This window comes from Paenibacillus sp. CFBP13512, assembly GCF_005233705.1.
GTDB classification, from domain to species: Bacteria; Bacillota; Bacilli; order Paenibacillales; family Paenibacillaceae; genus Saccharibacillus; species Saccharibacillus nuruki.
Window position 1 is genome coordinate 113,408 of record NZ_QGAD01000008.1, and the last position, 21,598, is coordinate 135,005.

A 21,598-nucleotide genomic window follows, 5' to 3' on the forward strand; every position below is an offset into this window, starting at 1 on the left:
TCATTTATTCGTTAAGCTTTACAATCCATCCTGTAATCAAGCGGAAAAAGAAACTAAAAATAGCCGCTGGAATCAGTGCAGTTACAAGTGTAATCAATACACCTAGAAAAGTAACACCATCTGGATTATTTTTCACTTCTAATACAGTCAACAAAATCGCCATAATCACATACCATGTAATAAAATCAGATATTCTAAAATTATTTTTGATCGTATTGATCAATTTCATGCTCATCCCTCTTCATCTGCATATATAATCCATCATTTGAATGCTATCAATAATACAGGTGAAATACAACAATTTACCGCATATCAGCAAACTTTTTACCGATCGGGGTTGTGATGCCATCGATTGTGGTTGAGTTTTTCTGCTTGCGATATTGTTCCAATTGTTCTTCGCCTTTATTGCCTGCCCAATCTATTAATGTATTTCGTTCACCTTCATACGTATAGAAAGGAATACTATACCCGCAAGAAGTCTGCACCCGGTGAATATTCGATACAATAATCTGTCGATATCCGGGATGTAGATCAAATAGTGAGGCATATTGCTCCCATGCAGAATCATCAGGTAAAATAACTTGTCCATCTCCATACAAGCGCAAAATCTGGGGCTTACCTTCTAAAGCGATAAACATATACGTCATTCGATTGTTATCTTGCAAATGTGCACTGGTCTCATTACCACTACCTGTTAGATCAAGATAAGCGACCTGATTAGGAGATAACATGCGAAATGAATCGTAACCTTTAGGCGAAATATTGACATGACCATCTACTCCAGCACTACCTACAAAAAACATCTTCTGTGCTTGAATAAAATTCGCATGCTCGGGAGAGATCGAATCAAATGCTTTAGCCATCATGAACATCCTCTCTATACATAGATGTGATTATTCTGATATAGACATATTATACTCTACTGACTTATAGTTTTTTGACAAACCCTGTGGATAACCCTGCAAAGCCCAATTTACGATAAAATTCATGTGCTCCTGTACGTTCATCACGATTACCACTATTTAGAGCTATCGCTTGAGCACCGACACTGCCTGCCCAACCTTCTGCCGCTTGTACTAAAGAATGTCCAATTCCTGCTCCGCGGTATTGCTCATTCACAACTAATGAACCGATGCGTACATGTACACCATCTCGTTCAAATCGAAGTTCACGGATTAATCCAATCATCCCAACCACTTGCTCATCCACTTCAGCAACAAAGATTTGATAATCTTCATGTTGCTCTAAAGCATCCATTCTTATTTTAAAAACTTCTTCTGTCGTCGGATAACCTAATTGCTCCATTAACCCTACTAATGGCGTGATATCTTGCTGATGTGCTTCGCGAATAACAACCGTATGATTATTCATTATGACAAACTCCTTTAGATAAATATGTATTTGTTAGCAGTTTAGCAGATACGATGAATGACCACAATAAATACACATTTCAGGTAAGAATACGATAAGAATACTTATTTTCGTTTTCGTAAGTAGGTAAATTGGATAAAAGTAAAGTAGAGATATAGCGTACATCGTAGCGCTTAGAACGTTAAGCCCCTATTTTATACCTACAACTATACAAAATGGTGGAAAACACTTTTAACAACGAACATATAATCAGCTTGCAGATGGAGGAACAACGATGATACGCAAATGGTGGAAAGAAAATGCTATTTATCAGATTTATCCAAGAAGTTTCAAAGATTCTAACGGTGATGGTATCGGTGATTTTCAAGGAATTATTTCCAAACTAGATTATCTGCAAGAGTTAGGGATCGGTGCGATCTGGCTATGTCCAATCTATGAATCTCCTAATTTTGATAATGGATACGATATTAGCAATTTCCAAGCGATTATGAAAGATTTTGGAACGATGCAAGATTTCGATGAATTTATGCGAGAAGCTCATGAACGTGGAATTAAAGTCGTGCTGGATATGGTGCTGAATCATACATCCGATAAGCATGATTGGTTTGTAGAATCACGTTCTTCTATCGATAATCCGAAGCGCGATTATTATATCTGGCGCAAAGGGAAAAATGGCGGTTATCCGAATAACTGGGAATCTTACTTTAGTGGATCGGTCTGGGAATATGATCAGAAAACTGAAGAATATTATATGCATCTCTATGCTCGTCAACAACCCGATCTCAATTGGGAAAATAAAGAAGTCGTCAACGAACTTCATGATATGATCCGCTGGTGGATGGACAAAGGGGTCGATGGATTCCGCTTGGATGCGATTGCTCATATTGTCAAAGCTGTCGGTCTCCCTGACGCAGATAATCCGCAAAACTTACCTGTAGTGCAAGCTTTTCAATTTTTCTCTAATCTCGAAAAAGTACACACCCTACTCAAAGACCTTAATCAACAGGTATTTGCAACTCGTGATCTAATGACTGTCGGCGAAACATCCGGTCTTGGCCCTGAACAAGCATTAGAATATGTAGGTAATGAACGTCATGAACTGGATATGGTATTCCAATTTGAGCATATGCATCTGGATTGTGTGGGTACAGGAAGTTCCAAATGGGTTGGACGAAGCTGGAACTTACTTGATATCAAAAAGATTATGAGTCACTGGCAGACCGTTCTTCATGGTAAAGGCTGGAATGCTAACTATTTCTCTAATCATGATCAACCCAGACATCTATCCCGATTCGGAAATACAGGCGAATATCGTAAACAATCTGCCAAAATGCTAGCCACTCTTATCCATTTACTGCAAGGAACGCCTTATATTTATCAAGGTGAAGAGATTGGGATGACGAATGCTAGCTTTGAACATATCGAAGATTATCGTGATGTAGAGACGATTAATTACTATAATATTTCGTTAAAAGAAGGCAAAACCGAAAAAGAAATTCTTCAAAATCTAGCTAGACGTAGTCGTGATAATGCCCGTACCCCTATGCAGTGGGATAACACAACCCATGCGGGTTTTACAGACGGTAATCCATGGATTCAAGTGAATTCGAACTATACCGATATCAATGTTGAACAAGCATTGAATGATCCAGATTCGATCTTTTACTATTACAAAAACCTGATCGCTTTACGCAAAAAATATCCGGTCGTGATCTATGGTGATTATCGTTTACTATGCGCACTGCATCATCAAGTGTATTCATTTATACGCAGTTATGAAGGTACAGAACTGATGGTTATTATGAACTTCTTTGACGATGAACCGACATTCGAATTGTCTGAACGTATTAGTGATGAAGGTTGGGAATTGGTGTTGTCTAATTATGATGAGCATGAACATCATCATCTTCATTCGTTGCCATTACGTCCATATGAGACCAGAGTATATTACAAAGACACCCCATTTGTATTGCCGAAAGCGGCTCAATAAATTTCAAGAAAAAAGAGCGCTTTATCATAAGCGCTCTTTTCACGTTCTAGATTTCACATCATGATCTATTTTAAATATTTAAACCTTTCATATGCGAATCTTCGTAACGACCGCCTTGAATAGCAGATTCAGGGCTAACCGCTTCTATACGTTCTAATTCATCTGGAGTTAATACAATATTTGTTGCTTCTGCATTTTCTTCTAGATAACTAACTCTTCTAGTTCCTGGAATAGGTAGAGCACCTTTAGCTATCGTCCATGCCAATGCTAATTGTGATGCTGTACATCCTTTTTCGTTAGCCATTTTCAAAATCTCTTCAACAATATCTACGTTTTTCTGGAAATTTTCTTTTTGGAATCTTGGTAAATACCTACGTAAATCATCTTCTGCCAGATCTTCAAATTTACGCAATTCGCCAGAAATAAAGCCACGACTTAGAGGACTATAAGCTACAAAAGTAATACCTAATTCGTTAAGAACAGGTAAAATATCTGCTTCTACTTCTCTACTCCATAAAGAATACTCTGTTTGCAGTGCAGAAATAGGATGTACAGCATGTGCTCGTCTAATGGTCTGTGCAGAAGCTTCAGATAGTCCAAGATAACGTACTTTACCTGCTTTAACTAGCTCACTCATAGCTCCTACAGTTTCTTCAATCGGCACATTTGGATCTACACGGTGTTGATAATAAAGATCAATATAATCCATATTTAATCTGCGAAGACTTTCTTCTACTGCTTTTTTCACATAATCGGGATGACCGTTAATAGTTTGAAAATCAGGTCCGTATGAAAATTTCGTAGCGACTATTGCTTGATCCCTGCGACCTTGTAAAGCTTTCCCAAGCAATTCTTCATTATGTCCATTTCCATACACATCTGCAGAATCCAAAAGAGTCACACCAAGCTCTAATGCTCTATGAATCGTTTGAATAGACTGCTCATCATTACTTTGACCATATATACCTGACATTCCCATAAGTCCCAAACCGATAGAAGATACTGTCACATCGCTATTGCCTAATTTTGTCGTTTTCATTGTTCTAATCTCCTTTAATGTTCTCATCTATTGCCAATTTATTAATAGTTTTTATCCTATCAATAGAAAGAACTTCTATATTCTAATGGTGATTGATCCGTTTTACTTTTGAACAATTTACTGAATGACTGTGGATGCTCAAATCCCAACAAATATGAAATTTCACTGACGGATAATGTTGTCGTTGCCAAGTAATTTTTTGCTTTTTCGGTCAACTGATAATGAATATGTTTTTGCGCGCTTTGTCCTGTATATTTTCTCAACATATCGCTCAAATAATTTGCAGAGATATTTAATTTTTCTGACAGATATTGTACAGTCGGAAGACCATGTTCCTGTCCTAATTCATTATCTAAATAGCCAGTAAGCAAAACATCTATTTTGTCTAGCAAATCCAGATTAGGTGCTTTGCGTGTGATAAACTGTCTGTTATAAAATCTATTTGTGTAATTTAGCAACACCTCAAGATGGGAGACCATAACATCTTGGCTATAATTATCAATAGAGGCATGATATTCTTTTTTGATGCTATCCATAATATTCAAGATCATGTTTTCTTCTTTTTCTGATACATGCAATGCTTCATTTACATTATAGGAAAAAAAGCCGTAGTTTTTGATTTTTTGCCCTAATGGATAATTTCTAATAAAATCAGGATGAAAAGCTAAAAACCATCCAGTAATATTTCCTCTATTATCATTAGTAAAAATTTGACCAGGAGACATTAACCCCATGATTCCTTCATCAAAGTCGTAATAATTCTGACCATATTTTATTTTGTTATCTACGTTTCTTTTCAAAGAAATGGTGTACAAATTCATATTCATACGGACTGCATCATGATTAGCATGCGGAAGATCGTCTATTTTAAAAATACTAATTAGAGGATGTTCAGGCTTGGGAATTCCCATATAATGATGCTGTTCAGAAATAGAGTTTATTTTAACAATAGGCAGTATTTCATCTGTCATACTGTGCTTCCTTTCATATACCTTTTTTAATATTAATATAACGCCTCCTTACCGTGAAAAGTATTTATGTGAAATGTGTATATATTGATTGTATAGAATTGAATTCAGCAATGAAATAATCGAATCGCTGATTATTGTAGCTAAAATCAGGATTTGAAGTATTACTATATAACAAAGAGCGCCTTAGAAAATAGGCGCTCTTGTTTATTTTTCCAACAGTACACGATACCAATAACGATAGACTTCCTCAAATCCTAAACCTGCATATAACTGAATAGCCGCTTGATTATGTTCGCCCACTTGTAGATAGGTGTAACTTGCTCCATGTGATTGAGCCCATTTCATTAAATGATATAACATCATTTTGGCGATACCTTGACGACGATACGGAGCGCCTGTAATCACATCATAGATGCCCATATAATCATGATCTAGCACACCGATAACACAAGCTACAGGTTGATCGGCTTGATATACGGTCATGTATGCTTTGGGCAATGTATTTACACTCATCAACTTGGCGATAGAATGTCCCACACTGTCAGGCCATTCTCCAAGTGCACTTGCTTGCTTAATCCACTCTTCACTCCACTGCTCTTGAATCGTATAAGTCAGTTGCGATAATTTATCTGATCTGGACTCCTGGTACTGCTTATATTCTTCCTCTATTCCTGCTAATGATCTGCACTGCACACGGGTCTCATCTTGAATCTGATAATTGCGTAGGTGCAACTGTTGATCTAACTCTGATGGTTGGGTAAAAGGAGTCATCTTGAAGACCACAGGTAATCCGGCCTTATGATAATTCGCTTCACAACTCGCAATCTGATCTTCTAGTGTTACATCGGGATCAATATCCTCTAAAGTGCTGACTGAATTGGAACGTTTACTATATCCATCTGACAAGCGCACATTCCATCCACCTACTTTTTTACTATGCAGTGCAGGCCAAGTCTCTAAAGAACTTTGTTCGATCTTTTTCCATAATGAATGCATGATTGACACTTCCTTTAGATCTGTATATTCAACATAAAAATTACAAAATTTGTATCTTAGTACAAGTACGTTTATAATAAAGAAAGAAATTAATATGTAAATAAATATATAAAGGCGGAGGAATATGATGAATCAAGCTACCAAGAAATATGCCAACTACATTCCTATTCGAGAACTAGCGGCGATAGAAAGCCAGCTTTCTCCCTTTAACGTTTATGATGAAATGAGAGAACAGACTCCTGTTCGTTATGATGAAAATCGCAAATGTTGGGATATTTTTCGCTATGAAGATGTACAATATGTACTTAAAAATCCGAAATTATTCTCGTCCCAGCGTAACCGTGCCAATGAAAGTATGTTAACTACGGATCCACCCAAACACAAACAATTACGTGATCTCGTCAATCAAGCATTTACTCCACGGGCGATCGAAGCACTCGCACCACGGATTCAAGAGATTGCTGATGATCTGTTAGCCCCTCATTTAGCTACAGGACAGATTCAGATGGTACATGATCTAGCTACACCACTACCTGTGATCGTAATCGCTGAATTGATCGGTGTGCCTTCATCGGATCGTGAACGATTTAAAGAGTGGTCTGATATTCAGGTTAAAGGTGCTAAAAATGATAGTGATGAAGCTTTTCAAGAGTTAATGGTTGAAAAGGCTAAAAATCATGAAGAATTGTCTTCGTACTTTATGAATATTATGGAGCAACGCCGTGTTCAACCAGAAGACGATTTGATATCGTTATTATTAGCAGCCGAAATTGATGGACAGAAATTAACAGACAAAGAAATCGTCGGTTTCTGTATTTTATTATTAGCAGCGGGTAATGAAACTACCACTAATCTGATTACCAATACTGTTCGTATTCTAGCGGAACAACCTCAGTTGCAACAGCAATTGCGTGAACATCCTGAAATGATTCAGACCGCTGTAGAAGAAACTCTACGTTATTATCCACCAATTGTCGCTATTGGACGTGTTGCCAAAGAAACCGTTGAATTAGGTGGACAAACAATTCAAGCCGGTGATCAAGTCATCTCATGGGTCGGCTCAGCCAATCGAGATGAACAGAAATTTGCAAACGCAGATTCATTTATTCCTGATCGCAAACCAAATCAACACATGGGATTCGGATTCGGAATCCACTTCTGTCTCGGTGCTCCGCTTGCTCGCTTAGAAGGCAGAGTTGTACTTCAGACATTATTAAGTCATATGGATCAGATTCAATTGGTTCCTAATACACCACTACAACCGATTCAAAGTGCTTTTGTATTTGGAGTCAAAGAGTATCCTGTCACATTCACACCTCTACACGTTAACGAATAGAAGTCATTATATACGAAGAGCCACTTCAACGTCTACCTGACACGAAGTGGCTCTTTTTGTTGTTTCTACAAGTATGTAAACGGTTTAAAGTAAAACTTGCACACTTGTAACTATATAAGTTACAATCATTTCATCCATACAGGATAGACAATGTTTTATACAAAGGAGTGTTATTCATGATGAAGAAAACAAGTACGTTAGCGATCAGCTTTACATTGGTATCTGCACTAGCAGTGACAGGAGTACATGCAAGTCCGCTTACAGGATCAAAAGATAATACATGCACCTCTTCTCCTACCCCAATGTCTTCCACCAGTGTTACAGCAGCTAGTGCGACAACAGCCAAGTCTACTGAAGCTCAACTGGCCAAAAATAAAAAGCTGGTACTCAACATGTACAAAGATGTTTTCAATGATCATGAATTGAACAAAACTAGCTTGTATATTGCTTCTAATTATAAGCAACATAATCCGTTAGCTGGTGACGGTCGCCAAGCTTTTGTGAAATTTTTTGGATCTTATCTGAAGCAGAATCCAAATTATAAATCCGAAGTCAAACGTATTATCGCTCAAAATGATCTAGTGGTTGTGCATAATCATGTGACAACAGGTGCAAAAGATCGTGGAAGTTCCGTAGTCGATATTTTCCGTATCAAAAACAATAAAATCGTCGAACACTGGGATGTTTTCCAACCGGTTCCTGAGAAATCAGCAAATACGAATACCATGTTCCCTGCTAAAGGCACACCAGTAGAAGTGACTCCTCTCAGTCCAAGTGAAGTCCAAGCCAATGCCAAAATGGTGCGAACTTTTTACGATGATCTATTCAACAAACATGATGTCTCTGTAATCAATAAATATGTTGCTGAAGATTATATTCAACATAATCCAAGTGTACCTACAGGCAGAGAACCTTTGAATCAATTCGCTTCTTTCTTGCAATCGAATAAAAGCAGCAGTAACAAAATTATTCGAGTGATTGCTGAAGGCGACATCGTTGTTCTGCATAGCTGGAGTCGTATGGATAAAAATGATCGTGGGTCTGCGGTTGTCGATATTTTCCGTGTAGCTAATGGTAAAATTGTAGAACACTGGGACACTGTTCAAGCCGTCCCTGAGAAATCAGCAAATAAAAACACAATGTTTTAAATCATTAGGTTAAAAAGCTAGGAACACGCAAAAGCCACTTCAACGTATTCTATGTGATGTAGAATAGCGAAGTGGCTTTTGCGTGTATACATATCAGTATATTTATCCTCACATCACTATAACCAATAAGTAAATTATCATTAATAGTTACAGCCTATAAACGAATAGGATATAGGTATTTGACGAACTATAGATTCAGACGTAAATTGATAACATCGTACTGGAAAGGATGAATATCATTTGATCATGAATCTGTTACACACGTTATACCAAGTTTTTTTACCGATTTCGCTACCTGTGATTGGTGGTATTCTACTCAAGCGCTTCCGCAATCTAGATAGCAAACCGATTGCTACGATGTCACTTTATGTATTGACGCCCGCCATTGTTTTTAATACGTTGCTACATGCAGATATTTCTTTAAATGATATCGGCACCACGATTAGTTTCTCTTTATTAAGCCTTGTATTGTTATGGGCAATTGCAATCGGTATGAGCCGTATCCTGCAATTAAATAAAGAAGAACAAGCAGGTCTAACCCTTATTTCTACATTTACGAATTGTGTGAATTATGGATTACCGTTGGTGTTGCTTGCTTTTGGACAATTGGGATTAGATAAAGCTTCTGTCTATGTTATCGGGCAAATGATTATTGTAAATACGGTAGGTGTGTTTTTTGCAGCTCGTTCTCAATTTTCCGTTAAGCAAGCAGGGTTGGCTATATTCCGTCTGCCTGCCATCTATGCCACACTGATTGCTGTGATCTTGAGAGTCACTGATATTGCGCTCCCTACTGCACTCGATTCAGGATTTGCGATGTTAGCTGCCGCCTATTCACCCGTCGCTCTTGTCGTGCTAGGTACACAAATGATCAGTGTAGGCTCTACAAGCGCTACAGTTACTGCTAACCAGACAACACAGTCTAGCAACAGAGCGTTCTGGGCAGGTCTAAGTATCCGTCTGCTGGTCGCTCCGTTGCTGTCATGGCTATTGTTAACATGGTTACAAGTAGAAGGGATATTGTTTAGTGTCTTATTAATCTTGACCTCAATGCCAACAGCCGTTAATGCTGTTATTCTTGCAGGGCAATTCAATGCCGCGCCTAAGCTTGTCTCACGTTGTATTCTCTGGACTACACTGGCTTCATTTATTCTAATGCCTGTATTGATTGTCTGGTTACAGTCCTAAGCTGATCCTGATGATGGATAGATTTTATGAGTATCAATCGCAAAATACGGTTTTGTGCGGACTCTTCATACAATCAAACATTTTCAACATTTGCTCTTCTGTATTACGTTCAACTGATAAAGGTGGCAATTCATGCGCAGCAAAAAAGCCTACATCGGATGTCTCGTCACCTACAGTTGCTTCTCCACCGACAATACGGCACAAAATAAAAAACTTATACACATGCCACGGAGAAGGTGGATGATTATGAAAATTTTTGTCAGCCACACCAAGCAGACGTACCGCTTCTACTTCAAAGCCAGACTCTTCTCTGGTTTCTTTCACAGCGATCTGCTTGGGCGACAATCCGATATCTCCCCATCCACCGGGTAATGCCCATGCACCGTCCTGCTTTTCACGTACCATCAGTATTTTATCCTGTTGAAAAACTACCGCACGTATATCCACTTTCGGTGTAGCATAACCAGTTTCACTAGCAAAAAGTTCTTGTACTTTTTCTACTTCTACATCGGTGTACTGATGCATAATCTCTACACTAAGTGCGCGTAACTGTTCAAACCGTTCAATATCATACATGTCTTTGGAATATTCTAACCCTGCTTGACTGATTGCTTGAATTTGTTTGGCCCACTCTAGCCACTTTAATTGCATGATTATGCTCTCCTTTGATCAGCCACACTCTGTCCCTTTTAGTCTAATGCTTCAGCTTCAGACGGCAACAAATGCTGAGTACAATTGTATAATTCACAGCTCCATACATGATCTTCATTACAGTGTACAACAGTCATCGACATATTTTCCAGTCCATGCCATTTTGGTTCATCAGATAGAATCTGATTCAGCACATGATTGAGTAGCACACCATGACTTACAATCAGAATACGTTCATTGGGATATAAGCTTACCAGTTCTTCTAGACAGCTCACCCCACGTGCCGCTCCTGATTCTGGTGTTTCCAGTCCAAGATCCTGACTTTTCCAATCTTCTCCCCAGCGTGCGATCCGATCAGCTTGAGTTGTACCTTCGATCAATCCTCCATCTAATTCACGTAGACGAGGATCTGAGCTAATCTGCAAATCTCCACCTTCTGCAATCGCTTGAGCCGTCTGCTGTGCACGAATCAGATCACTTACATAAATCCGATCCCAAGATTCAGTTTTGATGCGTTTACCTAGTTGACGTGCTTGTTCCCATCCACCTTCATCCAGAGGAATATCTGAACTTCCCTGTGCTCTACCTTCTTTATTCCAAATGGTACTTCCGTGTCTTATTAATCCAAATGTAGTCATTCTTATTCCTCCATTCACGTACGTGTTCTATCTATTTTATCATTGTTAGGTGACGATTCGTAGGCTGATTTTAGATACGATACTGTCACATTTGATTCAAAGCATTGATTTCATGTGTTATATATGGCAATATAACGTAGCGCACTAAAGAACTTTATTTTAAGATAGTTTGCTTTGCATCTTTATCGTTTTCCCGAATGTAGAAAGGGGTTCAACTTGATTATGGCCAATACAGTGTTTCGCCTGATGACCGAGTTATCTTCACGCAAGTGGGTTTCGCGGCTTACAGGAAGCTTCGCTAAATCACGGGCCAGCCGGAAATTTATCCCGAAATTTATTCAGGCATATCATATTCCAGCGGAAGAAGCAGAAAAAAATATACAAGATTATAATAGCCTTAATGAATTTTTCACACGTCGACTTCGTCCGGGTATGCGTCCGATTGATGCCGATCCGATGTCGCTTGTGAGTCCGGTGGATGCTGTGATTACAGCAATGGGTCCACTTCAGCATAATGTTATTCCTCAAGTGAAAGGCCAAGATTACTTACTGGAAGAACTACTTAATTATTCTCCACGTATGGAGTCATACAAAGACGGATATATGTTTGTGTTGTATTTAAGCCCAACCGATTACCATCGTATTCATTCACCGGTTACCGGTAGACAAACTGAATCAGAGCATATTCCGGGTAAAGTCTATCCTGTTAATGATAAAGGCATGACCTTTATGCGTTCTGTACTTAGTCGTAATGAACGATTAATTACGTATATGTCTCATGATTGTGGCGAAGTGGCTGTCGTCAAAGTAGGTGCATTAAATGTAAGTAGTATTCAATATGCTGATCCTGAACGCACCTCATGGCAAAAAGGTGATGAACTTGCTTATTTTGAATTTGGTTCTACCGTTGTGCTTCTGGTACAACAAGGAACATTTGTAGCTAATGAACAGTTACAGATTGGCAGCAAAGTCAAAATGGGTGAGAGTCTAGGTACATTAGTGGATCTACAAGCAACTCGACCGTATCGTCGTGTTGCACCTGAAAGTATAGGATCTATCAAAGAATAGGAATAGAAAGACAGCCCTGCTTGAAAGAATACTTTCAAATAGGGCTGTCTTTCTGTTATGCGTCAACCAATAATGATTGAGTTATGCTATATATAGTAGATTGCTGAATAAGCATTCAACAAGCTTCTTATGAGTTAAATGAACGGCTTAAGTATATGGTTTGCTTAAAACCATGATTCAGTTACAGTCGTCGATCCTTTAAATCGACGCAGCCGATTGCGAAAAATGTTTTTGCCTGCTGTAGATGAACCGCCTCTGTTACGAATCCGCTGTCTAAAACGCATTAGGTATATTCCTCCTTCCATTTACATTACGTTAACATGACAAGTATTACCCGTTGACAATTATTGTGAAACAAACTGTAATCACGAGTATACTCATCTTAAATCAAGCATCATGTAAAATGCAAAGTTCGCAGAATATCCTGATACGCAGTAAATCGATAACTTTATCTAATTTCTGAGGGGCTTTTGCCTGTGTATTGCTTGAATTGACGGCTGAAAAAGAAAATATCACGATACCCCAGCGCATCGGCGACCTCAGTCACATTCATTCCAGTATAGACCAGTAAATGCTCTGCCCGCTCAATCCGCATCTTAATGATATACGATTGCACAGATACACCTATTAACTCTTTGAATTTGATCGAAAAATAGCGTGGCGACAAACCAGCCCGAGAAGCCAAATCTTCTACCCGGTGAGCTAGACTTGGATGCTGACGAATATAGTTAGCAATCTCTTGCACCACTTCACTCAGTTGGTTACTGACTTTACGTTCAACGGGTTGACGCTGATCTTCACGCAGTAAATGAATCATTAATTGCTTCAGAATCAACTTCGCTTCTTCTTCTGCGGCAAAAGCGTGTTCAAGAAATAGTCTCACATACCGTACAAGCATATATTCAAAATCAATCCGTTCGTCTAATTTGCGATAACGTACAGGAATCATTTGTGCAGGTTCAGCAATATCGAAGTGAATATAGGTAAGGACTAGCGGCTTTTGCGGATTGTGTGTTGCTGTTGTCTCATCCCCAGGATAAAACAAAAAGCAACTTCCTTGACTGATTGGATAAGCCTCGCCGTTCAACATTAATTCTCCTTCGCCACTCCATACATAGAACAAGTCATAGTTCGGCATCGGTTTCTCTCTTTTGGGCCAGCGCCATTCCGGTTCGCAAAAGATTTTGGCAAACGCTGGTTTTAGTATAAATGAAGAAGGTGACAAATTCAGCATCACTCAACCCTCCTTGGTTTTAGATTTATTTTTAATTTGAATATAGGTTGATGATGAAATAGTTTGTATAGCTATGTTTTAGATAACTTTACTTTATATTGACCAAAAAGTCTGTAATCGTCAATCCTTCTATTGTAGACTTTCCCAAGATTGCCGAAGACGCTTAACACCTTCCATGATCTGAGGCTCTGATAAATGAGCGAAAATAAAGCACGCCGATGAAGCGCTAGGCGTTAACTGATAATCAGCAGCATCGCGCCAGATCACACCGTATGTGCGAGCAATTGTCATCCATTGATTGTACCGGGTAGCATCGTGCTTCCATGTGGCATAGGCATGTAGACCGCAATCGGTTTGTTGCCAATCAAATAGTTCATCCAATCGCTCTTCTTGAATAGATTGTTGAAAAACATCGTAACGGGAACGATATAATCGGGTCATACGGCGCAAATGGCGTACATAATCACCACGGATCATAAATCGTGCCAGTGCTCTTTGTTCTAATCGAGCAGGCGGTAATGGATCATATAATCGCTTAGCAGCCGTTAAAGCTTCAGCAAGCACAGTTGGCAAGATCGCATAACCAAGACGAAGACTGCTGAACATGCTTTTGGAAAAGGAACCGACATAGATAACGCTATCTGTTTGATCCAATGCTTTAAGCGGTTCGATAGGACGACCTGACCAGCGAAATTCGCTATCATAATCATCTTCGATAATCCATGCACCATGGGTATTCGCCCACTCTAGTAGCTGTTGACGACGAGCCAATGGTAAAACAGCACCTGTAGGAAATTGGCGACCCGGCGTTACAAATAACAATCTAGCCTTCCAATCCTGCGGAATAACACCATGTTTATCTAGTGGAGCCGGCTGGATCACTCCTCCGCAAGCTATAATCGCACGCCGCATACCCGAATAACAAGGATCTTCCAGAATCACTTGATCATCTTCATTGATCAACAACTGGCACAACAATGTAATCACTTCCATCGAACCGCTACATAATACAACTTGTTCAGCAGTCGCTGTAATTCCTCTTGTTCTTCCTACATGATTGCAGATCGCTTCACGTAACCCAATATCTCCTTGCACAGTCGTAAGTGCTGAATCAGTAGTAGATTTTTGCAAATCTTTGCTAGCAGCAGACATGGCACTTTTCCAAGAAGTCTGCGAACTTCCTTCTAACATAATGTCTCCTGATTGAAAAGAAATCTGCTCTAGTGGCGGACGAGTGTTACTTATAGCAGAATGAGTCTGGTCATCTCTCTGATCAGAATGATCTTTTCGAAACTGTATAATTTCTTGTTCCATTTGGATAATACGCTGTCCCCATACAGATAAAGAAGACAAAGGTGCTTTTTCATTTATGTAAGATGATGCTTCAATATGTACTTCTTTGCCAGACACAATAGGCTGTTCAATTACAAATGTTCCTTTACCGACAGCAGATTGAACATATCCTTCAGCCAGTAACATATCATATGCTTCCGATACACTTCCACGCGATAATCCGTACATCGCAGCCAGATCACGAGTAGAAGGTAAACGTGTTCCACTGGCAAGTGACCCACCTAGAATCCCTTCCCGTAAGGCATGGTATAACGCTAGATATTTGTGCTGATACGTCTGAATAGCACGCTGATAAGCAATAGTAATATCCATAACGTTCTCCTTTATTGGACTACTTATTTTCATTCAAATTGGCTCTTTTGACTAATCCAATTGTAGCATATGCTGAAAATAAGATTTGGTCAACAGAGAGAAGGAGAGATACCGATGAGAAGAAAAGAATTTACGATAGAGGAAGAAGAAGAATTGGCGTTATTTTTGGAGGAAATGAGTTTTGGATTTCTGGGAATGAGTCATGAAGATGGATTTCCACGTGTGACTCCACTTAATTTTGCTTATGGTAATGGTGTATTTTATATTCATGGTAGTCGTGCAGGCGAAAAAATGAAATTGCTTAAAAATGATACACGTGTGACGTTTTCAGTAGCGAAAGAGTATGCGTTAATCCCTTCTTACTTTACCGATGCTGAAATGGCATGTCCGGCTTCTGCCTTTTTCAAAAGTGTTACGGTACGTGGTCATGCAGAATTGATTACCGATCTGGAAGAAAAAGCAGGTGCCTTTTCGATCTTTATGCACAAGCTTCAACCTGAAGGTGGCTATGATACGATTGATGCCAAAGATCCTCGTTATATTCCGCGGCTAAACGGGGTCGCTTTGATCAAAATTGTCCCGCAGGAGTGGACAGCCAAATTCAAATTTGGTCAAAATGCTAAAGAAGAAGAACGTCAACATATTATGGATGGACTACAAAAACGAGGTCTGGATGATGATCTCACAACGATCGAAATGATGAAAAAATATTGCCCGCATCACCAAAGTTGAAGCATATCGTCTTAAATCATTTAATATTCACATCATATTCACAACTAACCCATCAAATTTCACTTCCTACACGGTGACACTTCCGCGCGAAAAATGATATACTAGGGCAGCAGAAATCAGGCGAACTTCTACTGTTCCATTATCATCAGGTGCGGCTGATTCATTATTTAACAGACCTGGAAGGATGAAAACGATGAACCCACTGGCTGGACAATTGAACGCGAAATTGAAAACAGATAGCCCTCACATTTATGAGATGCTATCCACTCTTGGTAAAGAGATTTATTTCCCTAAAGAAGGTATATTAAGCCAATCGGCAGAAGCATCAAGCCAGGCTAAAAAATATAATGCAACGATTGGAATTGCAACCGAAAATGGCGGGCCCATGCATTTGAAGGTTCTACAAGATTCGTTGTCTGCTTTTGCACCTAAAGATCTGTATCCTTATGCTCCTCCTGCTGGCAAACCAGAATTGCGCAGTGTATGGCGTGAGAAAATGATCAAAGACAATCCTTCACTACAAGATAAAAAATTCAGCAATCCTATCGTAACCAATGCGTTGACTCATGGTCTAAGTATTGTAGCGGATCTGTTCGCAGATGTAGGCGATGCTGTTATATATCCAGATAAAAACTGGGAAAACTATGAACTTACTTTCGCAGTTCGTCGCGGAGCTGAGATCATCACTTATCCATTATTTACAGAAGAAATGACATTCAATAGTGATGGATTACGAGATGCTCTACTCGCGCAAAAAGAAAAAGGTAAAGCGATTGTTGTCTTGAACTTCCCAAATAACCCAACAGGTTATACCCCAAGTGTAGCAGACGGTAAAAAAATTGTAGTTGCCATTAACGAAGCCGCTGAAGCTGGAATCAATGTCGTTGTGGTTACAGATGATGCTTATTTCGGATTGTTTTTCGAAGATTCTCTGCATGAATCGTTGTTCGGATCATTGCTTGACTTGCATCCTCGTATTTTACCGATCAAAGTCGATGGTGCGACGAAAGAAGAATATGTATGGGGATTCCGTGTCGGTTTTATCACGTATGGCGCACAAGATCTTGAAGCGATTGTCGCGTTGGAACAAAAAACACTGGGTATTATCCGTGCAACCATTTCCAGCGGACCGCACCCATCCCAGACATTTATTTTGAAAGCATTACAAGACCCTAATTTCGAAGCGCAAAAAGAAGAAAAGTTCCAAGTGATGAAGGGCAGAGCGAACAAAGTTAAAGAACTGCTCAGCACTGATCAATACGCAGACACATGGGAATACTATCCTTTTAACTCCGGTTACTTTATGTGTTTGAAATTAAAAGATGTCTCTGCTGAAGATGTACGTCTACGCTTATTACGTGAATATGAAGTCGGTACAATCGCACTAGGTGCACATGATCTACGTATCGCTTTCTCTTGTATTGCAGAAGAATATTTGGAAGATCTGTTCAACTTGATCTATCAAGCGGTTCAAGATGTGAAAAAAGGCTGATTGATTTATATTTAACTTTTCTTATTTATAAGCAAAAAGCTCCTGTCGAGATCACTACACGACAAGAGCTTTTTTACTTTGTATCCATAAAGACCACCATCAGTGACAATAAGAACAACGTATTTTCTGTAGCGGTTATATTCAACTATGTTCAAAACCAATGAACTTATGCCAAATAAGCTTCCCTCACCTGATTATTCGTCAGAAGTACCTTCGCATCATCCTGCAAAATAATCTCCCCTGTCTGAATCACATATCCCCGATGCGCAATCTGTAGCGCTTGATACGCATTTTGCTCTACCAGTAGAATCGTCATTCCTGTACTATTCAACTCCTGAATAATCTCAAAAATCTGATCTACCAATACGGGAGCCAATCCCATCGAAGGTTCATCCAAGAGTAGAATTTTGGGATTCATCATTAGTCCTCTAGCAATCGCAAGCATCTGCTGTTCGCCTCCACTCATCGTTCCGCCAGTCTGATGATAACGCTCTTTAAGCCGTGGAAAATAAACAAATGACTTTTCAATTCGCTCTTTGATCAGCTTTTTACTTTTGACTGAAAAAGCACCCATTTCCAAATTCTCTTTCACAGTTAAACGTGGAAAAATACGTCGTCCTTCCGGTACATGAGCAATCCCACTTTGTGCAATCACATGCGGTTCAAGCGAGGTAATCTTTTGGCCATCGAACCAGATTTCACCTTTAGTCTGTACTTGACCGCAGATTGATTTGAGTGTCGTAGATTTGCCTGCACCATTAGAACCGATCAATGTTACGATTTCGCCTGCTTTGACTTCTAGATTGATTCCTTTGAGTGCTTCGATTCCACCGTAAAAAGCTTGTACATTTTTCAATTCCACCAGACTCATATCTGTATCTCCTCCTCGACCGCACTTTTACCGAGATATGCTTCGATCACTTTCGGATTAGAACGAATATCTTCTGGTCCACCTTCAGCAATCTTTTCTCCATGATCCAGTACAAGAATATGATGAGATAATTCCATCACTAATTTCATATCATGCTCAATCAAAATAATTGAAATATTGAGTTCTTGCTGTATTCGGCGAATCAATCCAGTCAATTCAGATGTCTCACGGGGATTCATGCCTGCGGCGGGTTCATCTAACAGTAATACTTTGGGCTTAGCGGCAAGCGCGCGGGCAATTTCTAAGCGCCGCTGTGCTCCATATGATAGACTGCTTGCTTCTTCGTTATACCAATCAGCAAGACCTACGTATTCTAATAACCGATAAGCTTCACGTTGAGCATCATGTTCTTCATGACGGACACGAGGTAAATTTAACAATGTGCCGACAATCCCTGTTTTGAGATGAATATGCATACCGACCTGCACATTTTCAAGAACCGTCATACTCCCGAACAAGCGAATATTTTGAAAAGTACGTGCAATCCCGCGACTGGTAATCCGATCAGGCTTAATATTCACAATCGATTCTCCATCCAGTTCAATATTACCTTTGTCCGGTACATATATGCCTGTAATCATATTGAAAAAAGTGGTTTTCCCTGCGCCATTGGGACCGATTACTGCTGAAATCTGCCCTTTAGGAAAATCAAAATTCACTCCGTTTACAGCCGTCAATCCACCAAAGCGCTTTATCAGATTAGTCACTTTCAACACATTATGTTTCTGGTGATCACTCATTCATATGCTCCTTTCTAATTGAATATTGCTCGATTGATTCGCTATTTCCCTTAGTCCGATCGCCTTTAATCGGGTTGTACCTCTGGCTTGGATAACGGTGGAGACGGATCTTTGACCGCTTCTGGAGGAAGTTTGCGATTTCTAGCAGCAATCAATCCATGAGGACGGAAAACAGCCACCAGAATCAAGATCATACCGAAAATAAAGCGTTGCATTTTAGAAGGAGATAACGCATTCGGCACTTCAAAAATTCCTTGCTGAGACAATTGATTAAGCCAGCTTGTAAATTCAGTCAATACCTGCAAATTCAGAATCGTTACTAGACTTGCTCCTAAGATCACACCGGGCACACTCCCCATTCCGCCCAATACGACCATCACTAGAATCGTAATTGACTCAATTAAAGTAAAGCTGGTCGGATCAATAAAGGTCTGCTTCGCTGCGAATACCACACCCATCATTCCTGAAAAAGAAGCACCAATCGCAAAAGCCATCAACTTGGTACGGATGAGCGGAATACCCATCGACTGAGCAGCAATTTCATTTTCACGTACTGCTTTCCATGAACGACCAAGACGTGAATGTTCTAACCGTCTCACAGCAAAGATCACAATTAACAATATCCCGATCACAATAAAATAAAATTGGTGCGGAAATGTAAATTGAAAGCCAAACAAATCAGGCGGTTGAATCGAAGATAAGCCCATCGCGCCATTTGTAATATTGATCGGCTTTTCTAAATTGTTAAAAATAATACGAATGATCTCCCCGAAGCCCAGTGTCACAATCGCTAAATAATCACCTTTGACACGTAGCACAGGCAGACCGAGCAATATGCCGAAGATCCCTGCTATAAAGCCACCAATAAGAATAAAAATCCAGAAGCTTCCACCGGATAACGGAAAGAGTTCACCCGATATAAAATTATTGGCTTGCCCTGTCGCAAAAATGCCGTATGTATAAGCCCCTACAGCGAAAAAAGCAATAAATCCCATATCCAACAATCCTGCAAATCCTACTACAATATTCAGCCCGAGTGCCATCGCTACATAGATACCGCACTGGGTCGCCACTTCCATATACGATTCACGTGAGGTGCCGCCTGAAGTCGCAAATGGAATCACAATCACTAATAGAAAAACAGCAATACTCCATTTCATCCCGTTACTAAAAGACGTATAGTACAATAGCAACAGCGAAGCCAGCATCAAAAGAAAGGCAGTGACCGAACGATCGATCAGATAGACAGCGCCTGCGGTTACAAGTATAAATGCGGCTAATAATAATCCTTGTGCAAGTTTATTCGCTTGCAACATCGTTTGTATCTTTCCCATCGGTGTCACCTACACTTTCTCTTTGATTGCTTTGCCGAATATACCCTCCGGTTTGAAAATCAATACGATGATCAGAATCATAAAGGCAAAAACATCTTTGTACTCTGCTCCAAAGTTACCACCTGTCAAAATGCCCAGATTCGATGAAGCAAACATTTCAAGTACACCCAGCACGATCCCGCCGAACATCGCACCTCGAATATTTCCAATACCTCCAAGCACAGCGGCTGTAAATGCTTTGAGCCCTAGAATAAATCCAATATACGGATCAATCGTTCCATATTGTTGTGCAAATAATACCCCTGTTGATCCACCCAGAGCAGAACCGATAAAAAAGGTTAATACAATCACTTTATTCACATTAATAGACATCAGCGAAGCTGTTTCTCGATCTTGCGCAACTGCACGCATCGCTCCGCCCCATTTGGTACGATTTACAAAAATATCAAGTCCAATCATTAATACAATCGCAATAGCAAAAATAAACAAAGTATTCGCTTTGACGGAAGCATCGGTAAACCAGCTGGATATCGAAGAAAGAGGTAATTGATAACGTTGATCAAATAATTGCGGAGTGCTGATAATATAGTTACCTGTTTTAAGTTCAGCAATAAATCGAATCACATCTTGCAAAACGAACGAGACACCAAATGCAGAGATCAATAAGATTAACTTGGGCGCTTTGCGTAACGGTCGATAAGCCACCCTTTCAATCCCGACACCAAGCGCACCGGTGACCAGCATAGCAATCAGAATAATCAGTACATACGATAACCATGCCGGCATGCCGGTTAACCATCCTGCTCCTTGAAAAATAAAAAGCACCGCTGTCCCTACAAATGCTCCGGTCATAAAAATCTCACCATGCGCAAAGTTAATTAATTCGAGAATACCGTATACCATCGTATAACCGAGTGCTACAACCGCATAGATTGCACCTAGCGCCAGACCATCAATCAATACTTGAGGTAAAGTTTGCAAAATACTTGAGAACATTCAGTTACTCCCTTCATACGTTCATCGTCATTTAGCTATAGGATGATTTTGCAAAAATTCTCTAAAACAAAAGCCAAA

At 39.7% G+C, this 21,598-nt stretch carries 21 protein-coding genes; 7 read left to right on the plus strand and 14 right to left on the minus strand.

The features are described from left to right. Window positions 1–4 precede the first annotated feature (4 nt). The 3 genes from PaeCFBP13512_RS13345 to PaeCFBP13512_RS13355 form a co-directional block, all read right to left on the minus strand. On the minus strand, window positions 5–229 hold the full coding sequence (locus PaeCFBP13512_RS13345; RefSeq protein ID WP_069326287.1) for a hypothetical protein: 225 nt from the start codon (window positions 227–229) through the stop codon (window positions 5–7). A 73-nt stretch (window positions 230–302) separates the two neighbouring features. Continuing rightward, window positions 303–863: a pyridoxamine 5'-phosphate oxidase family protein gene (locus tag PaeCFBP13512_RS13350; RefSeq protein ID WP_137223681.1), complete on the minus strand. Its 561-nt coding sequence runs from the start codon at window positions 861–863 to the stop codon at window positions 303–305. A gap of 64 nt (window positions 864–927) precedes the next feature. Next, window positions 928–1,371, minus strand: a complete 444-nt coding sequence (locus tag PaeCFBP13512_RS13355) for a GNAT family N-acetyltransferase (protein ID WP_069326285.1) — start codon at window positions 1,369–1,371, stop codon at window positions 928–930. A gap of 274 nt (window positions 1,372–1,645) precedes the next feature. On the opposite strand from PaeCFBP13512_RS13355, the gene PaeCFBP13512_RS13360 reads away from it, so the two are divergent. Further along, on the plus strand, window positions 1,646–3,361 hold the full coding sequence (locus PaeCFBP13512_RS13360; RefSeq protein WP_137223683.1) for a glycoside hydrolase family 13 protein: 1,716 nt from the start codon (window positions 1,646–1,648) through the stop codon (window positions 3,359–3,361). Window positions 3,362–3,431: 70 nt separating this feature from the next. Here PaeCFBP13512_RS13360 and PaeCFBP13512_RS13365 read toward each other — a convergent pair whose 3' ends face one another. The 3 genes from PaeCFBP13512_RS13365 to PaeCFBP13512_RS13375 all read right to left on the minus strand — a co-directional run bounded on the left by PaeCFBP13512_RS13365 (window position 3,432) and on the right by PaeCFBP13512_RS13375 (window position 6,367). Then, window positions 3,432–4,400 carry an aldo/keto reductase gene (locus PaeCFBP13512_RS13365; RefSeq protein WP_137223685.1) on the minus strand — a complete coding sequence of 323 codons (969 nt, stop codon included), beginning with the start codon at window positions 4,398–4,400 and terminating at the stop codon, window positions 3,432–3,434. A 59-nt stretch (window positions 4,401–4,459) separates the two neighbouring features. Continuing rightward, window positions 4,460–5,371: a helix-turn-helix domain-containing protein gene (locus PaeCFBP13512_RS13370; RefSeq protein ID WP_137223688.1), complete on the minus strand. Its 912-nt coding sequence runs from the start codon at window positions 5,369–5,371 to the stop codon at window positions 4,460–4,462. A 204-nt stretch (window positions 5,372–5,575) separates the two neighbouring features. Next, window positions 5,576–6,367, minus strand: a complete 792-nt coding sequence (locus tag PaeCFBP13512_RS13375; RefSeq protein WP_137223690.1) for a GNAT family N-acetyltransferase — start codon at window positions 6,365–6,367, stop codon at window positions 5,576–5,578. 127 nt (window positions 6,368–6,494) lie between these two features. On the opposite strand from PaeCFBP13512_RS13375, the gene PaeCFBP13512_RS13380 reads away from it, so the two are divergent. The 3 genes from PaeCFBP13512_RS13380 (at window position 6,495) to PaeCFBP13512_RS13390 (ending at window position 10,039) form a co-directional block, all read left to right on the plus strand. Further along, on the plus strand, window positions 6,495–7,703 hold the full coding sequence (locus PaeCFBP13512_RS13380; protein ID WP_137223692.1) for a cytochrome P450: 1,209 nt from the start codon (window positions 6,495–6,497) through the stop codon (window positions 7,701–7,703). A gap of 176 nt (window positions 7,704–7,879) precedes the next feature. Continuing rightward, the gene (locus PaeCFBP13512_RS13385) at window positions 7,880–8,851 is read left to right on the plus strand and encodes a nuclear transport factor 2 family protein (protein WP_137223694.1); all 972 of its coding nucleotides are present in this window, start codon (window positions 7,880–7,882) and stop codon (window positions 8,849–8,851) included. A gap of 240 nt (window positions 8,852–9,091) precedes the next feature. Beyond that, on the plus strand, window positions 9,092–10,039 hold the full coding sequence (locus PaeCFBP13512_RS13390) for an AEC family transporter (RefSeq protein WP_137223696.1): 948 nt from the start codon (window positions 9,092–9,094) through the stop codon (window positions 10,037–10,039). Window positions 10,040–10,072: 33 nt separating this feature from the next. Here PaeCFBP13512_RS13390 and PaeCFBP13512_RS13395 read toward each other — a convergent pair whose 3' ends face one another. Both PaeCFBP13512_RS13395 and PaeCFBP13512_RS13400 read right to left on the minus strand, forming a co-directional pair. Continuing rightward, on the minus strand, window positions 10,073–10,690 hold the full coding sequence (locus PaeCFBP13512_RS13395; protein ID WP_137223698.1) for an NUDIX hydrolase: 618 nt from the start codon (window positions 10,688–10,690) through the stop codon (window positions 10,073–10,075). A gap of 38 nt (window positions 10,691–10,728) precedes the next feature. Further along, entirely contained in the window at window positions 10,729–11,328 is a 600-nt protein-coding gene (locus PaeCFBP13512_RS13400; protein WP_069326277.1) for a histidine phosphatase family protein, read from the minus strand. A 222-nt stretch (window positions 11,329–11,550) separates the two neighbouring features. On the opposite strand from PaeCFBP13512_RS13400, the gene asd reads away from it, so the two are divergent. Continuing rightward, complete coding sequence (gene asd, locus PaeCFBP13512_RS13405; protein WP_137223700.1) at window positions 11,551–12,396, plus strand: archaetidylserine decarboxylase; 846 nt, start codon at window positions 11,551–11,553, stop codon at window positions 12,394–12,396. Window positions 12,397–12,844: 448 nt separating this feature from the next. On the opposite strand, the gene PaeCFBP13512_RS13410 is transcribed toward asd, so the two are convergent. Next, a complete protein-coding gene (locus PaeCFBP13512_RS13410; protein WP_137223702.1) occupies window positions 12,845–13,630 on the minus strand; it encodes a helix-turn-helix domain-containing protein in 786 nt (261 codons plus the stop codon). A 129-nt stretch (window positions 13,631–13,759) separates the two neighbouring features. Next, window positions 13,760–15,295, minus strand: coding sequence for a MocR-like pyridoxine biosynthesis transcription factor PdxR (pdxR, locus tag PaeCFBP13512_RS13415; RefSeq protein WP_137223704.1), 1,536 nt, complete (start codon window positions 15,293–15,295; stop codon window positions 13,760–13,762). Window positions 15,296–15,409: 114 nt separating this feature from the next. On the opposite strand from pdxR, the gene PaeCFBP13512_RS13420 reads away from it, so the two are divergent. Next, window positions 15,410–16,027: a pyridoxamine 5'-phosphate oxidase family protein gene (locus tag PaeCFBP13512_RS13420; protein ID WP_137223706.1), complete on the plus strand. Its 618-nt coding sequence runs from the start codon at window positions 15,410–15,412 to the stop codon at window positions 16,025–16,027. Window positions 16,028–16,220: 193 nt separating this feature from the next. Then, entirely contained in the window at window positions 16,221–17,519 is a 1,299-nt protein-coding gene (locus PaeCFBP13512_RS13425) for an aminotransferase class I/II-fold pyridoxal phosphate-dependent enzyme (protein ID WP_137223833.1), read from the plus strand. Between the two features lie 166 nt (window positions 17,520–17,685). On the opposite strand, the gene PaeCFBP13512_RS13430 is transcribed toward PaeCFBP13512_RS13425, so the two are convergent. The 4 genes from PaeCFBP13512_RS13430 to PaeCFBP13512_RS13445 all read right to left on the minus strand — a co-directional run bounded on the left by PaeCFBP13512_RS13430 (window position 17,686) and on the right by PaeCFBP13512_RS13445 (window position 21,520). After that, on the minus strand, window positions 17,686–18,390 hold the full coding sequence (locus tag PaeCFBP13512_RS13430) for an ABC transporter ATP-binding protein (RefSeq protein ID WP_137223708.1): 705 nt from the start codon (window positions 18,388–18,390) through the stop codon (window positions 17,686–17,688). Then, on the minus strand, window positions 18,387–19,190 hold the full coding sequence (locus PaeCFBP13512_RS13435) for an ABC transporter ATP-binding protein (protein ID WP_137223710.1): 804 nt from the start codon (window positions 19,188–19,190) through the stop codon (window positions 18,387–18,389). Before PaeCFBP13512_RS13435 ends, PaeCFBP13512_RS13430 begins: the two co-directional genes overlap by 4 nt. Window positions 19,191–19,255: 65 nt before the next feature. Further along, window positions 19,256–20,524, minus strand: coding sequence for a branched-chain amino acid ABC transporter permease (locus PaeCFBP13512_RS13440; RefSeq protein WP_137223712.1), 1,269 nt, complete (start codon window positions 20,522–20,524; stop codon window positions 19,256–19,258). Between the two features lie 9 nt (window positions 20,525–20,533). Then, window positions 20,534–21,520, minus strand: coding sequence for a branched-chain amino acid ABC transporter permease (locus PaeCFBP13512_RS13445; protein ID WP_137223714.1), 987 nt, complete (start codon window positions 21,518–21,520; stop codon window positions 20,534–20,536). Window positions 21,521–21,598: the final 78 nt, after the last annotated feature.

Excerpts from the sequence above, each read along its gene's own strand:
- PaeCFBP13512_RS13345 (WP_069326287.1), bottom strand. The coding sequence starts at position 229 with ATGAAATTGATCAATACGATCAAAAATAATTTTAGAATATCTGATTTT.
- PaeCFBP13512_RS13350 (WP_137223681.1), bottom strand. The coding sequence starts at position 863 with ATGGCTAAAGCATTTGATTCGATCTCTCCCGAGCATGCGAATTTTATT.
- PaeCFBP13512_RS13355 (WP_069326285.1), bottom strand. The coding sequence starts at position 1,371 with ATGAATAATCATACGGTTGTTATTCGCGAAGCACATCAGCAAGATATC.
- PaeCFBP13512_RS13360 (WP_137223683.1), top strand. The coding sequence starts at position 1,646 with ATGATACGCAAATGGTGGAAAGAAAATGCTATTTATCAGATTTATCCA.
- PaeCFBP13512_RS13365 (WP_137223685.1), bottom strand. The coding sequence starts at position 4,400 with ATGAAAACGACAAAATTAGGCAATAGCGATGTGACAGTATCTTCTATC.
- PaeCFBP13512_RS13370 (WP_137223688.1), bottom strand. The coding sequence starts at position 5,371 with ATGACAGATGAAATACTGCCTATTGTTAAAATAAACTCTATTTCTGAA.
- PaeCFBP13512_RS13375 (WP_137223690.1), bottom strand. The coding sequence starts at position 6,367 with ATGCATTCATTATGGAAAAAGATCGAACAAAGTTCTTTAGAGACTTGG.
- PaeCFBP13512_RS13380 (WP_137223692.1), top strand. The coding sequence starts at position 6,495 with ATGAATCAAGCTACCAAGAAATATGCCAACTACATTCCTATTCGAGAA.
- PaeCFBP13512_RS13385 (WP_137223694.1), top strand. The coding sequence starts at position 7,880 with ATGATGAAGAAAACAAGTACGTTAGCGATCAGCTTTACATTGGTATCT.
- PaeCFBP13512_RS13395 (WP_137223698.1), bottom strand. The coding sequence starts at position 10,690 with ATGCAATTAAAGTGGCTAGAGTGGGCCAAACAAATTCAAGCAATCAGT.
- PaeCFBP13512_RS13400 (WP_069326277.1), bottom strand. The coding sequence starts at position 11,328 with ATGACTACATTTGGATTAATAAGACACGGAAGTACCATTTGGAATAAA.
- asd (WP_137223700.1), top strand. The coding sequence starts at position 11,551 with ATGGCCAATACAGTGTTTCGCCTGATGACCGAGTTATCTTCACGCAAG.
- PaeCFBP13512_RS13410 (WP_137223702.1), bottom strand. The coding sequence starts at position 13,630 with ATGCTGAATTTGTCACCTTCTTCATTTATACTAAAACCAGCGTTTGCC.
- pdxR (WP_137223704.1), bottom strand. The coding sequence starts at position 15,295 with ATGGATATTACTATTGCTTATCAGCGTGCTATTCAGACGTATCAGCAC.
- PaeCFBP13512_RS13420 (WP_137223706.1), top strand. The coding sequence starts at position 15,410 with ATGAGAAGAAAAGAATTTACGATAGAGGAAGAAGAAGAATTGGCGTTA.
- PaeCFBP13512_RS13425 (WP_137223833.1), top strand. The coding sequence starts at position 16,221 with ATGAACCCACTGGCTGGACAATTGAACGCGAAATTGAAAACAGATAGC.
- PaeCFBP13512_RS13430 (WP_137223708.1), bottom strand. The coding sequence starts at position 18,390 with ATGAGTCTGGTGGAATTGAAAAATGTACAAGCTTTTTACGGTGGAATC.
- PaeCFBP13512_RS13435 (WP_137223710.1), bottom strand. The coding sequence starts at position 19,190 with ATGAGTGATCACCAGAAACATAATGTGTTGAAAGTGACTAATCTGATA.
- PaeCFBP13512_RS13440 (WP_137223712.1), bottom strand. The coding sequence starts at position 20,524 with ATGGGAAAGATACAAACGATGTTGCAAGCGAATAAACTTGCACAAGGA.
- PaeCFBP13512_RS13445 (WP_137223714.1), bottom strand. The coding sequence starts at position 21,520 with ATGTTCTCAAGTATTTTGCAAACTTTACCTCAAGTATTGATTGATGGT.